This window comes from Vreelandella olivaria, from assembly GCF_023507745.1.
GTDB lineage: Bacteria > Pseudomonadota > Gammaproteobacteria > Pseudomonadales > Halomonadaceae > Vreelandella > Vreelandella olivaria_A.
Window position 1 is genome coordinate 147,561 of the sequence record NZ_JALPZO010000123.1, and the last position, 15,045, is coordinate 162,605.

Here is a 15,045-nt window from a genome sequence, read left to right on the forward strand (position 1 = left end):
CCAGCCAGCTTTCGTGAAGCGCGCACAGAATATAGCAGGGAGGTAATATAGTTGATAAGTAAAACCAGACACCAACGTAGGTGGTAATATTGCCATCATAAGAGAGGTGGCTGATGGTCAGGAAGAGACATACTTTTCGCCTGCGTTTAATAATAAATGCTACCCGTTAGTCTTTAACCAGGGATATATACTCTTGCTTAGGATTTCACCTCACAGAGCGTTAGTTAAAGTATTCTTCTACGCTAGCCTCACAGATTACGGACAAGCGTCAGGGAGTCATGCCTAAGGGGAAAGTTTTAACCCGAGAACCGCAACGGATTCAGGAGAAAGTCAGTATCAAAGGCTCTAGTGCTATCGAATAAAACAAAGCATGAGCCGCCGTGGTACCTGCTGGAATAATGCACGATGGAGTGACTGTTACAAAGCTTAAAATCCGAGCAGATACCTCCCTCAGAATATCGAAACCTATCTGAAAAAAAGATTAGTTGGCCGCTACATAACCAATTAAGGTAGCGTGCCAATCATCTATTTCTTATCACCCTATATACTCGCCTCATGCTGCTGGGCCTCTTCCACCATCTCCACGGCAAGCTCACCCACTGTCCTCACGGCCGCTTCGATCACAGGGGTTAACGTAAACGCATAGTTCAGCCGCAGGCATTGGCGAAACTTGCCCGAAGCTGAAAACAGCGACCCTGGGGCTACATGAATGGCATGCTGCGCCAACCGTGTGTTAAGGCGCACACAGTCAACCGCAGCGGGTAGCTCCACCCATAGCAAAAAACCACCTTGGGGGTAGCTGATACCCGCGCCCTTGGGGAAGTAACGCTGTACCCAGCTGATCATAATATCCCGCTGGCGTTGATACTGACGGGTGGCATAGCGTAGGTGCCGATCATAGTGCCCTCTGGCCACAAACTCTGCCACCGCTAACTGCGGCAACGTCGCCGAAGCACCGGTGGATACATACTTCATATGTAGCGCCTGGTCACGGTAGCGACCTGGTGCCAGCCAACCCACCCGTAACCCAGGTCCCAGTGTTTTGGAAAACCCGCTGCACAACATGACGCGCCCATCATCGTCAAAGGATTTCACCGTGCGTGGCCTTGGGCTGGTATAGGCAAGATCGCCATAGATGTCATCTTCGATAATAGCCACATCGAAGCGTTGGGCGAGTTGAAACAGTGCCCGCTTGCGCGCCTCAGGCATGGTGTAGCCCAGGGGGTTGTTATAGGTGGGCGTGATCTGGATGGCACGAACCGGCCACTGCTCAAGCGCCAACTCCAGTGCTTCCAGGCTGATACCGGTTTGTGGGTCAGTGGGTATTTCCAGCGCTTTTAAACCATTGGCCTTGAGGATCTGCATGGTGCCATAGAAGCTGGGTGAATCAACGGCCACGACGTCGCCGGGCTGGGTTAGCGTACGCAGTGAAATGGCTAGTGCCTCCTGGCAGCCGGTGGTGATCATGATGTCGTCGGGATGCAGTAAACAGCCAGACGCAACCGCTAACCGCGCCACCTGCTGACGAAGTTCAGGACTGCCGCTCAGCTTATCGTAATTAAACCCGTGCAGATCATTACTGCGATGCAGGCCAGCCAGGATTTTCGACAGCGGTCGCAGTGTTTCATAATCCAGGTTCGGGACACCACGGCCCAGCAGTAGCCGCTGGTCATCACGCTGGGTGGCAACAAGTTCCAGCACCTGATCCCACTGGGAGATATCCAGTGGCCGCTGGGCGGGACGGGAGATCGAGGGCAGTACTGATGGCACCCTGCTCGGCAATACGAAATAGCCTGACTTGGGTCGCGACTCGATCAACGCCACATCCATTAGCTGCCGGTAGGCTTCCTGAGCAGTGGAAATGCTGACATTCAGCTCTTTGCAAACGGCACGAATAGAGGGCAAACGGTCACCCACACGGTAGATGCCGTGTTCGATGCGCTCCTGCAATACATTAGCCACCTCTTCATAGCGCGTCACAATCTTTCCCCTTCCACCCAAGAACAATACAGATAGCTATTTATAGCCCATACAGAGGGATAAAACACCTCTTCTGTATCTTGAAAATATAAAACTCTATATCTGTATCATACAAGCCGTTCTCAGTAATCTGGTGAGGAACCTCGCACTCAAGGAGAGCCGCCATGCCACGCTTCAGCCTCACCCAGCTCCGCTATAGACTGCGCTATCAACTTTGCGCCTATGGTCACTACCGCCGTAGCCGACGTCAGTTATTAGCCCTGAATGACCGGCTGTTAGAGGATATCGGCATCAGCCGCGAACAGGCGACAGCAGAGGGCCAAAAGGCATTTTGGAAGCATACACCTGTGGATGGTGGGCCATATGAAAACCACTGAGTATCACTTGTTAGATGTCTTTACTGACCGGCCTTTTACAGGCAACCCACTCGCGGTATTTCTAGATGCCAGCGAACTGGCAACCAGTACCATGCAGGCGATGGCCAATGAGCTAAATCTGGCCGAAACAGTGTTTCTGGGCGCCCCCATTGGGTCGAACCACTATCCAATGCGAATTTTTACGCCTATCCATGAACTGCCTTTTGCAGGTCACCCCACGGTAGGCACCGCACATTTGCTTGCGGAATTAAACCTGGTCAACCGTGAGCATGGCCTGGTACTGCAGCTGCCCATCGGTGAGCTAGCGGTTGGCTATGATCGAAGAAAGGCAACGTTTACTACCGCCCAACCTGTCAAAGTGATGGAGAGTACGATTGATCGTACCACCGCAGCAACATTGCTCGGGCTGGAAAAACGTCAGGTTGTCAGCTCCCCCATGGTGGCCTCCTGTGGACTCCCCTTCCATCTGATTGAGCTAGCCGATGCGGCAACGTTAGAGAGCGTAGAGATTTCATCCGCCAGTTGGGCGAGCGCCGTTATATCCAGCAGCGCAGAACAGGTATACCTGTATGTGAAGGAGCAACCAAACAATTCAACACTGGTTATTCGAAGCCGTATGTTCTGTATGCACGCCAGTATTTGTGAAGACCCCGCTACCGGCAGCGCTGCAGCGGCATTAACCGGCTATTTAGCATCACTTCAGCCGGATGCCTTGCAAGTTAAGATCCACCAGGGCGTTGAAATGGGCCGACCGAGCGTTATTTACACCGCCGCCAATGGAGAGATTAAGTCTGGCTATGTGAGTGTAGGTGGCAACGCTGTTGTAGTGGGTAAGGGAGAGTTTTACCTGGAGCATACACCAAAAGACTGAAAATAAGTGCCCGCCAAAGCGCGGGCAGCTAGCCATTTTTTGGGCCTTTTCAGCAGTTGACAAGCCTACTACCAAAGAATAATAATAAAAACACGAATGAGTCTTAGTAGCAAATAAGACCAAGCCCGCCATTTATGGGTTACCACCTGGAATCACTATTACGATGCCCGCCTATTCATCGCCTGCGGTGCCTTTGGCATCTACCTATCGGCGTTTTATCGTAACCCGTTTGCTGATTATCGTCGGCTTAGCCATCGCGTTGTTATTGTCGCTGCTCACCGATATCGCCAGCGGCCCAGCGTCTATCTCACTTAGTGAACTGATCACGCTGATTGTTGATGCCCCGTCGCAAAGCCCTATTCGGCGGGTTATTGTCTGGGAGATCCGTATGCCTGCGGCACTCATGGCCGTGCTGGTAGGCGCCACCCTAGGCCTGGCGGGTGCGGAAATGCAAACGGTACTGAATAACCCGCTGGCCAGCCCATTTACCCTGGGTGTTGGCGCGGCGGCCACGCTCGGGGCATCGCTGGTCATTGTCTTCAATCTCACCCTGTTTGGCTTGAATGCCCACTACGCCACCGCATTGATGGCGTTTGTGTTTGCGGCGGCCTCTATGCTGACCATCAATGCGCTGTCACGCCTTTATGGGGCCAGCCGCGAAATTATCGTGCTGTTTGGTATTGCGCTGGTCTTTGTGTTGAACGCGCTGGTCGCACTATTGCAGCTGGTTGCCAGCCCGGATGCCTTACAGCAATTGGTGTTCTGGACCATGGGCAGCCTGTCCCGTGCATCCTGGGAGACCGTAGCCATCGTGGCGGCAGTGCTAATCGCCTGCCTGCCTTTCTCGTTACGCAGCGCCTGGGCGATGACGGCACTGCGCTCGGGTGATGAACACGCGCGTAGCTTCGGGATTGCGGTTGAGCGCTTGAGACTGATATCACTGCTACGGGTGAGTCTACTGGCCGCTGCCGCCGTCGCATTTGTGGGCACCATTGGCTTTATTGGCTTGGTTGGCCCACATATGGCGCGCCTGGCGCTGGGTGAAGATCACCGCTTTTACTTACCGGGTAGCGCTCTGGCCGGGGCGCTGGTGCTTTCGCTTGCCTCTATCGTCAGTAAAACACTGGTCGATGGGTTGGTGCTACCGGTGGGACTGGTGACCTCACTGGTGGGCATTCCCTTCTTTATGGCATTGATCATGATGCAGGGGCGAGCGCGATGAGTGCAGGCTTTACGCTCAGCAACTTTACGACCCGCTATCGTAAGCGGCGTGTCTTCGAGCAGCTAAGCCTTCCCACGCTGCCACCCGGTTCGCTGGTCGCGGTGCTGGGGCCTAATGCGGTGGGTAAATCAACCTTGTTAAAGGCCATCGCCGGCCTGCAACCTGCCAGCGGACGCATGCAGCTTAACGATATTGACCTAACCACGCTAAGCGGCACGGCAAGAATGCGTCATGTGGGTTATTTACCACAGACACTCCCCCAGGCCACCACATTAGTCGCCTACGAAGCGGTACTTAGCGCCTGTCGTGCCGTACGCCCCGATTTAAGCCGTGCAGAGATAGAAGCGTTAATCGAGCGTGTTTTTGATGCGTTAGCCATTCGCCCATTAGCTCTGCGCCCGTTAAGCGAACTCTCCGGCGGTCAGCGCCAGATGGTCGGCCTGGCCCAAGCGATTGCCCGCCAGCCCGCGCTATTACTGCTGGATGAACCCACTAGCGCGCTGGATTTACGCTGGCAGTTGGCGCTGATCAATACTGTTCGCGCCGTCATCGCCGAACGCCGGGCGGTGTGCCTGATGGCTATTCACGATATCAATCTCGCCCTGCGCTTCTGCGACCAGGTGCTGCTGTTTGGTAACGGTGGCCTGTTGGCCGCAGGTGATTCCCACAAGGTGATTACCCCAGAAGTGCTGCACGCTGCTTACGGAGTGGAGTCGCGGGTCGAACGGTGCTCGCTGGGACGGCCGGTGGTACTAAGCGATCGTGTTAGCGAACCCCTTTGAACTCAATTTAGCGACCTCAGTTTAGGATAACGACATGCACCGCATGGTTTTTTGCCTATTGTGCCTGGTGGGTTTATTTAGCGCTGCCTCCTGCTGGGCAGCCGACTCACAGGCGGACTATCCTAAACAACTTACCGACCTCGCCGGACGTCAGGTGACGCTTACTGCCCCGCCAGCTCGGCTGTTTCTTACCCAGCCGCGCCAGCTTTATGCACTGGCCAGCCTGCTTGATGACCCGGTTATGCGTTTGGCTGGCTGGGCCTATCCACTGGCTGTTTTCGACCCGGCCATGGCCCAACGCTTTACCACCCAGTGGCCTGCGCTTGCCCAGTTGCCCACCCTTTCCCAAGCACCGACGTCCCAGCTCGATAGCGAAGCACTGCTTAATCTGGCTCCAGACGTGGTGCTGTTTGATCTTTCACGCGTTGGCAGTATTGAAGGCTCCCCACTGGCACGGCTATTTGACGAGTTGGACATTGCCTACCTGTATATCGACTTTAACCGCCACCCATTGGAAAACACACCTAAAAGCCTTGCCCTGCTGGGAGAGGCCTTAAATGCAGTGCCCCGCGCCAGCGATATGATTACCCTGATTGAGCAGCACTTGGCGCGAATCGACCAGGGCCTGGCAGATCCTGGCGACGAACCAGTAACAGACCCACCCACCGTTCTGATCAATGTTGCACCAGGCGTTAAGGTTGATTGTTGCCGTACCAATCTCAGAAATGGACTTGCCGATCTGGTTGCGCGGGCGGGTGGCAATAATGTTGCCAACGTATTAGCCCCTGGCGCGTCGGCAACCCTCAGCAACGAGTGGGTATTGAGTTACCCACCCGACGTTATCATCAACACCGCAGGTCAGTGGTCAGCGGGTGATGGCCTGCGCGCAGGGCTGGGCATTAGCGACCATGACATTGACCAGGACTTACGACACCTAAGCCAATCGCTCCCCGGCTGGACGCATCTGAACGCCATTCAGAATGGCCGGTTTTATGCCCTGTGGCACGAATTTCACCAGGGCCCTTTTTCTATCGTGGCGCTTGAGCAGATTGCCCAATGGCTCTACCCCGAGCGCTTCCATGATCTCGACCCAGCAGCCACCTTTGACGCGCTACTGCCCACCACACTCTCGCTAAGTCGCGAGGGTCAATTCTGGGGTGAGATCACGGCGACGTTGCCTGGTAGCTCTTTGCCCGACACCCGCCGATAAACGCTTTTTTATTGCGCTTTCTGCATCCTCCTGCCACCCACACAAGGATACGCAATGCCCATGACCCGCCCACTGACCATCGCCCTGTTCTCACCGCTGTTGGCTCTCGCTTACTTGCCCAGCGTCTATGCTCAACAGGCAAGCGAGAGCCCTATTACCGAAGAGACACTGGTGGTCACTTCAGACCGCCTCACCGACGTGGCCCCGCAAAGCTATCGGGTTCAGCGCTCCAGCCTGGCTAACAAACGGCCGGTATCATTTTTGGAAGAAGCCCGCACCGTGGAGTCGATCACCGCCCAGGTGATGGCCGACCATAATATCAATAGCCTTAGCGAGGCCATGACAATGGTCGCAGGAGTGACCGAAGGTAACAATATGGGAGGCACCGAAGATGGCTTTATCAAACGCGGCTTTGGCAGCAATAGCGATGGCTCAATTCTGATCGACGGCATACGCCAACCACGTGGCACCTTCTCAATGGCGACGGTGGATCGAGTCGAAGTACTTAAAGGGCCAGCATCGCTATTTCAAGGCCAGCAAGACCCCGGCGGGGTGATTAACCTGGTAACCAAGCGCCCTGAATATGAATGGCAACGACAGATAAACGCCGAATCTTCTTCATTTGGCGGCGGTAATGCCACGGTTGATGTCACCGGGCCGATTGCTGATACCGGCCTGGCATTCCGGTTTATCGTCCATCATGAAGATGAAGCCTCCTGGCGCAGCTTTGGTAATGACCGGCGAACCATTATCGCCCCTTCCTTGCGCTGGGAAGGCAGCGACAGTCGCGCACAGATCTCCTATGAGTATCGCGATTATGACCTGGACTTGGATCGCGGCACGGTCATTATCGATAGCGAACCCGCCAACATATCCCGCAAGCAGCGCCTTGATGAGCCCTGGTCAAGAGTATTTGGTCACGACGAAGCGGTCACCGCCTGGTGGGAACAGGATATCAATGCTGACTGGTCGACACGGCTTACCTACGGCTGGAACCGTCGCCAATACAGCGACGGCCAGCCCCGCGTGATGCGAGTCAATGAGTCAACCGGCGCACTCACGCGCCGCGCCGATGCCAACCACGGCTTTGACCGTCGCGTACAATACACCGCCTGGGACACCACGGGCACCACCACCCTGGCAGGCATGCGGCACGATCTGACGGTGGGGATTGATCATGAACGCCAGAGGGATTATCTGGCCGAGGTGTATCGTGGCACTGCCGTGACTGATCAGAATATATACGACATTAGCTATGGGGGCCTTAATCTGGATAGCGATAGCCTTAACCGCTCGCTTAGCCAGCGTTTAGATGAGATCAATACCACCGGCATCTACTTGAATGACCGTTGGCACTTCAACGATCGCTGGACATTGGGGCTAGGCGGGCGTTACACCCACTATGAACAGTTCGGTGGCCGTGGTGAGGACTTCATCACTGAAACCGATATCAGCGACGACATTTTCTTGCCTTCTATCAGTTTGCTGCATCGCCTGACTCCAGAGACATCCATATACGCCAGCTACAGCGAAGCGTTTGTGCCCAATGGTGCCGATAGCGATACCGGCCAAGCGCTGGACCCTGAGCACAGTATGGGCAGCGAAATTGGTCTAAAACACTTATGGAACGATCAGTTTTCGTTAGCCATTGCGCTATTTGATATCCGCAAAGAGAATGTTGCCGTATCTGATAACGGCGTTACTCGCACAGTGGGCGAAGCTGGCTCCCAAGGCATTGAACTAACGGTTTCCGGCCAGCTAACCGAACAGCTATCGCTACTGGGCGCTTATGCCTATACCGACACCGAGGTGCTAAAAGATACCGAGGGCACTCAGGGCAACCGGCTAAGCAACGCCGCACGGCATACCGCAAGCCTCTATCTGGCTCACGACCTAACGACCGCGCCTGAGCTGGGTAACTGGCGCCTGGGCGGTGGAGTACGCTACGTGGGCGAACGTGAAGGCGATGCTGCCAACAGCTTCCAGTTGGATGCTTATACCGTCGCAGATGCGTTTATCGGCTGGGATACACCTTGGCTGGGCGACAACCTCCACCTACAGCTTAACGCCAAGAATCTGTTCGACACCACTTACTACCCCTCAAGCGGCGGCAGTACACGCGTAGTGGTGGGCGACCCGCTGGAAGTCAGCCTGCAGGCGTCGGTTCGGTTTTGACAAAACGTAAGCCGCCCCGTGCGGCTTATCCGAGTAGTACGCCTTTACTGGGGTGGTGTTGTCATTTTACCCATCGATAGCAACTCATCCCCTTTATACGCCTCAACCAGATGCGACTGCTGCCAAAGCCGGACGGCTAGCAACAGGGCGATATCAAGGCTCCCCAAAACGGTCAAATAAAACGGGGGAATTGTTTGCTGCTACGTGCATTCACAGTTAGCCCTGGTAAATTCTGGCCTACGCAAGCTTCGAAGCTGAACCACCAGCTACTTTAAACCAAGCAACGATTTTAAGGCTTTTTTCAAGTCCCTGGCATCATGATGGTAATAAACACCGGTGCCAGCAACGTCAACAATAACCCGCTAACCAGAGCCAATGGCACCGCATCAGGCGAACAGGCCTGCTTGATAATCGGCAACGTAGAGTCCAGTGCAGTTGCCCCGGCGCTGCCAATACCAACCTGCGGCTGATGCCGTCCCAAGGCGTAGAGCACCATAATAGCAAGCAGTTCACGAAGCAGGTCTGTCATGAGGGCCATCGTTCCATACACTTGCCCAAGCGCATCACCGATCATGACGCTAGAAAGCGTAAACCAACCGAAACCACTGGCAAGGGCTAAGGAGACCCGTAAGCTTTCACCAGTAATCCAGGCAGCCATAGCACCACCGACTAAGGAGCCCAGAACAACAAATAGGGGAACGGCCAATATCGACCACGATAACCACTGCACATTAAGTTTGACGTGTGTTAGGTCGATACCGACCAGAAGAATTAGCAGCAGTAGCATGGCACCGCTTGACGGAAGCGCCAGCGCCCCCCCTAAAATGCGCTCCTGTAGAAGGTAAAGCACACCGCCCAGCCCAACCATCACCAGAGCGATGAGGCACTCTTTAAGCGGCGGCCAGATATAGCTCAGTCTGAATGGCTGACGCGCTTTGGCAGGGAGGCTTTGCCGACTGCTTTTAAGCATGAGAATGAGCAGGCATGGAAACACCGTGGTGCAGACTGCAAAAACCAACGCGGCCTTCATCACAATGCCTATCGAGCTTGCCGACAAAATCACCTCACCAAATTCGAATCCAATAAGGAATAGAAGCACCCAAACTAAAGGTGCTATCGAATGTAGAAGTGGCTTACGGAACTGGGTGGGAAGTAGTCTTCCAATCGCATACCCCGCAAGTAGCGCAATCAGAATCGGTAGCAGAGAAAAAAGTATTTTCATATTTTTTGAATCATCGGTGAGAAATCAATAAGTATCATGCACCTATCGGCATCTTCTGCATCAACTTCAGATTTAACTATTGGTGATACGTAATGAGATACCCGTGGGTCATGAACAGCAAAGCTATCCATGAATTCGCGTAGTTCAAACTTCGCACAGATATCTTCTTCAGCAACTTCATTCAGCGTCAGGTTTCTCACGTGGGTAGAACCTATATAGTTCACCCCGCCATTCGTGCTTTTTGACCGACTAACCAGATGAGCAAATGTAAAAGGTTCGCCATCTTGATGGAAACAGTTAGGCGAGCTTATGCCGCGATTGTTGATCGAAGAAGATACTATTCTGACGAAATGCACGCCGAAATATATTGAGATATCAAGTCCCTCTCAGACCAGAAAGTATTTTTAAAATCTTTAATGACAAGTTCTGTCAATAACTCAGTGGACTTAATGATGTCGCTCAATGCATAAAAGTAGCGTATGTTCTCATGCTCAGGATTATTGCCAGACATTCCGTGTCCTCGCGAATCAATTACCACGGGCATCCAATCCACCCCAGCGCAGCCCCGCCATGGAACGATCACTCCATTTCCATATCGCCTGAATCGTTGAACACTAGTCGGCGCATAAGGATCTGGCTCTAGTGTCCTAAATTCTCTGTGAAGAAAAGCAACGTCTTTTTCACTGAAAGCGTGGTTCACAGAAAAGCGGGAATACCCATCCTTCAAAAGACTTTCTCTAATCATTGTCTATCTCTTTTTTTATGAGTTAACAGTTATTCTCTGCACAAGATTTAAGCGCTTTCTCATTTTGAAAAGGTGAACATCATTCCTCCGACCCCCCATAACAAACGCATCGAAAAGGCGATGAGCATTACTCCCATCAACCGCTCGAACCAGTGACCAATACGCAGAAAACGCTCGCGAACAGGCAGGCTGGTGAACACCAAGCTGACCAACACGAACCAACCGGCATTGACTAGGCACATCCAACCGCCATAAAGCATTTGAATGCGCAATGGCGTCGAATCACTGACCACAGTCGTGAACACGGCCAGGAAAAACAGCGTCGCCTTGGGGTTGGTCGCATTGGTCAGAAACCCCAGCGCGAACGACTGGTGAAAACTCCTTGCCCCTGTCTCGGCTCCAGCATCCAGCGCCAGCCCGGCTGTGTGCTTACCTGCCTGCCGGATGAACGTGACGCCGAGATATAACAGGTAGGCTCCGCCCACCAACTCGGCCGCACTCAGTAACCAGGGGGTTGTGTGCATCAACGCGCCGACCCCCAGCAAGGTATAGATCACATGCACCGAGATACCGGCCCCAATGCCGACCGCCGTAGCGATGCCTAGACGCCTCCCATAGAGCACGCTCTGGCGAATCGTGACGGCGAAATCCGGCCCCGGCGCCACGACTGCAAGAAAGTGTATGGCGGCCAGGGCAAGAAATTCCCCCAGATAATCCGGTGTCATATCAACTCCAAAAGGAGAGCGGGGTCGCTGGGCCGCGATAACCCACGAAACAAGACAGGCTGAGTCGCACCCCTTCGGAGCCCGGTGTTACGGCGTGCATCTTGCGTGAGTTGAACAGGATCAGGTCTCCGGCCTCTGGGCATACCTCCAAAGTGGCCGCTCCCAGAAGCGTTGGATCAATGCCATAACTGTCACCTCGCATCTTGTCGAAAGCCTCTGCAGACAGCTGCTGATCCCATATCTGCAGCGTGCCACCCTCGTCGGGCATGGATAGGTAGACGTTTGCAGCCATTTGCGCCTGTAAGCTACAAGCCTGGAAACTGTTGGGTGCGTCTTTGGCGAAGATATCGTGATGAGCCAGGAAAGTGACGCCTGGCTTAACAGCACGCGACAATCCGACATACATCTTTCGACCATATAGCGTTTGGAGCTGAGCACCTGCCGACCATAGTTCGTCCAATACACACCTGAGCAAATCGATAGGGGATACATAAGGTGCGCAGCGCTTCCTCAGTTCATTGATGTTGTCGAAAACACTCTCGAAATAATTAGCGATGAGCGGCGGCTGGTTCTCTGCTTCGTAAAAGGCCATCCCAATCCGGCCAATACTGGGTGCATTCAAGTATTTTTGAAGCCCGCGCTCCATGATCTGCTCGGAAAGCCTGGCGGCAATGTCCTTGTCAATAAAGTGACGTACACGAACCGCCAGAACTTCTTCACGCGCCAGCCTCTCGACCGCCCCCTGTTTTAAATCATCCAGTTCGATCAACATACTTCCCCTGTTAATTATCTTTGCAGCCACTTACCGGATGGCAGGCAACGTTTATTGGCTCCTGTGACGTCGCCGAAATAAGCAGCGGGATCATGGCTAGATCATTGAATGTCGTACTTAACGATTAACTGGCCTTTCCTCAGGTGCGCTGACAATATCTGTAGGCCTTGCAAATCCGCCGTTTCAACGACGTGAGTTCCGCCACATCCATAGGGTTTTAGTTCACCGAAGCCGACCTGGCGGAATTGCTTTTCGTGTACCTTGATCTTGCAAGGGAGGTTGCGGGCGATCAGGTCTTCACAAAGGTTTTGTGCCGTTTCCACATCTACGGCCTGAGCATCGCCAGCAGGTTTAAAGGTCACTCGCGCCTCTCCGGGCCAGTGGTGTGCCTTGACGGGCCGCCAAGCGAACGCTTCAAGTGCGTGACCAATTAGATGTCCAGCCGAATGCAGCTTGGAATGACGCTGGCGCTGTTCGGCATTCACCCTGGCGAAAGCTGAGCCAGGGCCAACCTTCTGACGGGTGTAATGGATAATATTCCCGTCCACTATTTCCACAGCGAAGACATCCGCGTCATCGATCCAGCCCACGTCTGCGGGTTGCCCACCTCCCTGCGGGTGAAAGGGAGTTGCATTCAATCGCACGCCATACCCGCCATCAGCCAATTTCTCGCAATATAGAACTTCAACTTCGGATTCCGTTATGCCGCCTTCCCAATACAATTTTCGCGTCATGGTTCGGTTCCTCTATCATTAATTATCAATTGTATTGATAAAGAGCGGCTGCGATAATCCAGCGTAAATTCAAATAGTTTTTGCCTCATGAGCACAAATAAGATGGTCACCCTGTTGGGCGAAATGGCGGTCTTCGTCAAGGTCGTCGAAACCGGCAGCTTTTCAGAAACGGCACGCCAGTTGGGCGCAACACCCTCGGCAATCAGCCGCTCGGTTGCCCGCCTGGAGAAGGCGTTGGGTACCCGGCTGCTCCAGCGCACGACCCGCAAACTGCGGTTGAGCGAAAGCGGGCATGAGGTTCATAGACGTTGCGTCGATATGGTGAGCGCAGCGCAAGCCGTGATGGCCGTTTCCGGGCAGTTCGACCCAGAACCACAAGGTCTAATACGCGTCAGTGTGCCGAAGGCGGTAGGACGTTTCGTCATCCACCCCCACCTTCCTGACTTCCTGACGCGTTATCCCAGAATCAACGTTCAGTTGCAGCTCAAGGACAACTATGTGGATTTGATTGATGATCAGGTGGATCTGGCGATCCGCATTACTGATCGTCCTTCACCGGGTCTTATGGGAAGAAAACTCATTGACATCGACCATATGCTTTGTGCGACGCCGGACTATCTCGAGCGTCACGGCACACCAGCGCATCCGCATGATCTGAAAGTTCACAATTGCATTTTTCTGGGCGAGGAGCCTGGTGATTCCCGCTGGAAATTCCAGCGCAACGGCAAGAACGTGAGCGTCAATGTGCATGGCCGCTATGCGGTCAATCACACTGGAGCAAGGCTGGATGCGGTATTGCAACACCTTGGCATTGGCAGCTTGCCGTACTTCACCGCTCGCCATGCGTTGCAGCAGAGACATATCGTACAAGTACTTCCGGAATGGGAGTTCAAGACCAGCTATTATTGTGGTGAGGCCTGGGTGCTTTATCCACCGACTCGGTACCTGCCGCCGAAGCTTAGTGCTTTTATCAGTTTTATGGCCGAGCGATTGGGACAGGAACCCACTTTGCATAAAAAGTCACCCCATGAGTTGGAGCTGTTGGCTCCTCCTTACGAATCGCCTGAGGCGTCCTTTTAGTGTCATGCAGGTGTCGTCCTGCATGGGTAACGATACAAGGCGGCGCAGCAATGCTGCCCCCTTCAGGCAGCAGCACACGCGTGGTGGTGGGCGACCCACTGGAAGTCAGCCTGCAGGCGTCGGTGAGGTTTTAAACAACTCATCCCCTTTATACGCCTCAACCAGATGCGACTGCTGCCAAAGCCGAGCCACCAGTTCCTGGATAAAGGTGCGCACGATGAGCGAGGGACGCCGCCCGGCCCGGGTAACAACACAAAATGGCGAGGCGATTTCAACTTGATCAGGCAGTAGCGCTTTGAGCTCTCCCCGCGCTACCCAATGGTTGGCGTAGTAATGGGGTAAGTTGCCGATAAAGTGACCGCTTAGAATTAATAACGCCTGGGCTTCCATATTGGAAGCGTGGGCACCCACCTGCGCATTGGGGAAACTTTTAAGCTCTTGCAGGTTGGCATAGGGGCGCACGACAAAGGGGTGATTGATGACCTCTTCTACCGTTAACCTGGCGCTATCGCGTGCAAATAACGGATGCCGTTTTGCGCAATAGATCCCATGTACCTCGGTGTAGACCTGCCGATGCTGCAAGCCCTCCATTTGCGCGGTTTCCGGCAAGATACCTAGCTGCACTTCACCACTAGCGATCTCACCGATCAAGCGATCAGGGCTACCGACGGTAATGTTAAGTCGTGCTTTCGGGTTCTTACGCAGGAACTCTCCAATCACGCCCTGCAGGTCGAGATCCACATCCATAATCGTGTTATCCACCACACCTAAACGCAGCGTGCCGTAAACGGAGCTACGCAGCTCGCTCATCTCGCTATCAAAGTCATCCACGGATGATAACAACACCTTGGCACGCTCATAGACAATGCGGCCACGCTCCGTCAGCTCAAACCCCTGCCGCCCCCGGTGACATACAGTAAACCCCACTCGCTCTTCGAGCGCCCGGATGTGGAAGCTCACAGCGGATTGGCTCATGTGAAGCGCCGTTTGCGCACCCGCAAACCCACGGTGCTCCGTCACAGCAAGAAACACAGACAAGCTTTTCAGGTCAGCGGCAGAAAGTTTCATCGGCATGCTCTAAGTTAGTGCACAAAACATCAAAAAAACGGGTATGAACATCGAAAGATAACAATTTTATTGTTGCATAACT

General features: G+C 53.9%; 14 protein-coding genes. 7 read left to right on the forward strand and 7 right to left on the reverse strand.

The genetic code is table 11. The features are described 5' to 3' along the window. Positions 1–540: 540 nt before the first annotated feature. Positions 541–1,980, reverse strand: a complete 1,440-nt coding sequence (locus tag HP566_RS13780) for a PLP-dependent aminotransferase family protein (RefSeq protein ID WP_249977841.1) — start codon at positions 1,978–1,980, stop codon at positions 541–543. A gap of 164 nt (positions 1,981–2,144) precedes the next feature. Here HP566_RS13780 and HP566_RS13785 point away from each other — a divergent pair, with 164 nt between their 5' ends. The 6 genes from HP566_RS13785 to HP566_RS13810 all read left to right on the forward strand — a co-directional run bounded on the left by HP566_RS13785 (position 2,145) and on the right by HP566_RS13810 (position 8,617). Beyond that, the gene (locus tag HP566_RS13785; protein WP_249977842.1) at positions 2,145–2,357 is read left to right on the forward strand and encodes a DUF1127 domain-containing protein; all 213 of its coding nucleotides are present in this window, start codon (positions 2,145–2,147) and stop codon (positions 2,355–2,357) included. Continuing rightward, positions 2,344–3,228 carry a PhzF family phenazine biosynthesis protein gene (locus HP566_RS13790; RefSeq protein ID WP_249977843.1) on the forward strand — a complete coding sequence of 295 codons (885 nt, stop codon included), beginning with the start codon at positions 2,344–2,346 and terminating at the stop codon, positions 3,226–3,228. The genes HP566_RS13785 and HP566_RS13790 overlap by 14 nt, the downstream gene beginning before the upstream one ends. Before the next feature lie 163 nt (positions 3,229–3,391). Further along, entirely contained in the window at positions 3,392–4,450 is a 1,059-nt protein-coding gene (locus HP566_RS13795) for a FecCD family ABC transporter permease (protein WP_249977844.1), read from the forward strand. Then, positions 4,447–5,232 (forward strand): ABC transporter ATP-binding protein, encoded by a 786-nt coding sequence (locus tag HP566_RS13800; protein ID WP_249977845.1) that lies wholly within the window; start codon positions 4,447–4,449, stop codon positions 5,230–5,232. Before HP566_RS13795 ends, HP566_RS13800 begins: the two co-directional genes overlap by 4 nt. Before the next feature lie 34 nt (positions 5,233–5,266). Next, the gene (locus HP566_RS13805; protein ID WP_249977846.1) at positions 5,267–6,442 is read left to right on the forward strand and encodes an ABC transporter substrate-binding protein; all 1,176 of its coding nucleotides are present in this window, start codon (positions 5,267–5,269) and stop codon (positions 6,440–6,442) included. Positions 6,443–6,496: 54 nt separating this feature from the next. Then, the gene (locus HP566_RS13810) at positions 6,497–8,617 is read left to right on the forward strand and encodes a TonB-dependent siderophore receptor (RefSeq protein ID WP_249977847.1); all 2,121 of its coding nucleotides are present in this window, start codon (positions 6,497–6,499) and stop codon (positions 8,615–8,617) included. 301 nt (positions 8,618–8,918) lie between these two features. Here the strand turns inward: HP566_RS13810 and HP566_RS13815 are convergent, their stop codons facing one another. The 5 genes from HP566_RS13815 to HP566_RS13835 all read right to left on the reverse strand — a co-directional run bounded on the left by HP566_RS13815 (position 8,919) and on the right by HP566_RS13835 (position 12,815). Beyond that, positions 8,919–9,839 (reverse strand): lysine exporter LysO family protein, encoded by a 921-nt coding sequence (locus HP566_RS13815; RefSeq protein WP_249977848.1) that lies wholly within the window; start codon positions 9,837–9,839, stop codon positions 8,919–8,921. Beyond that, positions 9,836–10,195 carry a 2OG-Fe dioxygenase family protein gene (locus HP566_RS13820; protein ID WP_249977849.1) on the reverse strand — a complete coding sequence of 120 codons (360 nt, stop codon included), beginning with the start codon at positions 10,193–10,195 and terminating at the stop codon, positions 9,836–9,838. The genes HP566_RS13815 and HP566_RS13820 overlap by 4 nt, the downstream gene beginning before the upstream one ends. Before the next feature lie 448 nt (positions 10,196–10,643). After that, a complete protein-coding gene (locus HP566_RS13825; RefSeq protein ID WP_249977850.1) occupies positions 10,644–11,309 on the reverse strand; it encodes a LysE family translocator in 666 nt (221 codons plus the stop codon). Between the two features lies 1 nt (position 11,310). Then, complete coding sequence (locus tag HP566_RS13830; RefSeq protein WP_425348197.1) at positions 11,311–12,078, reverse strand: 2OG-Fe(II) oxygenase; 768 nt, start codon at positions 12,076–12,078, stop codon at positions 11,311–11,313. 104 nt (positions 12,079–12,182) lie between these two features. Further along, a complete protein-coding gene (locus HP566_RS13835) occupies positions 12,183–12,815 on the reverse strand; it encodes an alanyl-tRNA editing protein (protein WP_249977852.1) in 633 nt (210 codons plus the stop codon). Positions 12,816–12,917: 102 nt separating this feature from the next. Here HP566_RS13835 and HP566_RS13840 point away from each other — a divergent pair, with 102 nt between their 5' ends. Further along, a complete protein-coding gene (locus HP566_RS13840; protein ID WP_249977853.1) occupies positions 12,918–13,895 on the forward strand; it encodes a LysR family transcriptional regulator in 978 nt (325 codons plus the stop codon). A gap of 105 nt (positions 13,896–14,000) precedes the next feature. Here HP566_RS13840 and HP566_RS13845 read toward each other — a convergent pair whose 3' ends face one another. Beyond that, on the reverse strand, positions 14,001–14,969 hold the full coding sequence (locus HP566_RS13845; protein ID WP_340163080.1) for a LysR family transcriptional regulator: 969 nt from the start codon (positions 14,967–14,969) through the stop codon (positions 14,001–14,003). Positions 14,970–15,045 lie beyond the last annotated feature (76 nt).

Bases quoted from the DNA above. Each gene is read 5' to 3' on its own strand.
- HP566_RS13785 (WP_249977842.1), top strand. From the start codon at position 2,145: ATGCCACGCTTCAGCCTCACCCAGCTCCGCTATAGACTGCGCTATCAA.
- HP566_RS13790 (WP_249977843.1), top strand. From the start codon at position 2,344: ATGAAAACCACTGAGTATCACTTGTTAGATGTCTTTACTGACCGGCCT.
- HP566_RS13795 (WP_249977844.1), top strand. From the start codon at position 3,392: ATGCCCGCCTATTCATCGCCTGCGGTGCCTTTGGCATCTACCTATCGG.
- HP566_RS13800 (WP_249977845.1), top strand. From the start codon at position 4,447: ATGAGTGCAGGCTTTACGCTCAGCAACTTTACGACCCGCTATCGTAAG.
- HP566_RS13805 (WP_249977846.1), top strand. From the start codon at position 5,267: ATGCACCGCATGGTTTTTTGCCTATTGTGCCTGGTGGGTTTATTTAGC.
- HP566_RS13810 (WP_249977847.1), top strand. From the start codon at position 6,497: ATGCCCATGACCCGCCCACTGACCATCGCCCTGTTCTCACCGCTGTTG.
- HP566_RS13815 (WP_249977848.1), bottom strand. From the start codon at position 9,839: ATGAAAATACTTTTTTCTCTGCTACCGATTCTGATTGCGCTACTTGCG.
- HP566_RS13825 (WP_249977850.1), bottom strand. From the start codon at position 11,309: ATGACACCGGATTATCTGGGGGAATTTCTTGCCCTGGCCGCCATACAC.
- HP566_RS13835 (WP_249977852.1), bottom strand. From the start codon at position 12,815: ATGACGCGAAAATTGTATTGGGAAGGCGGCATAACGGAATCCGAAGTT.
- HP566_RS13840 (WP_249977853.1), top strand. From the start codon at position 12,918: ATGGTCACCCTGTTGGGCGAAATGGCGGTCTTCGTCAAGGTCGTCGAA.
- HP566_RS13845 (WP_340163080.1), bottom strand. From the start codon at position 14,969: ATGCCGATGAAACTTTCTGCCGCTGACCTGAAAAGCTTGTCTGTGTTT.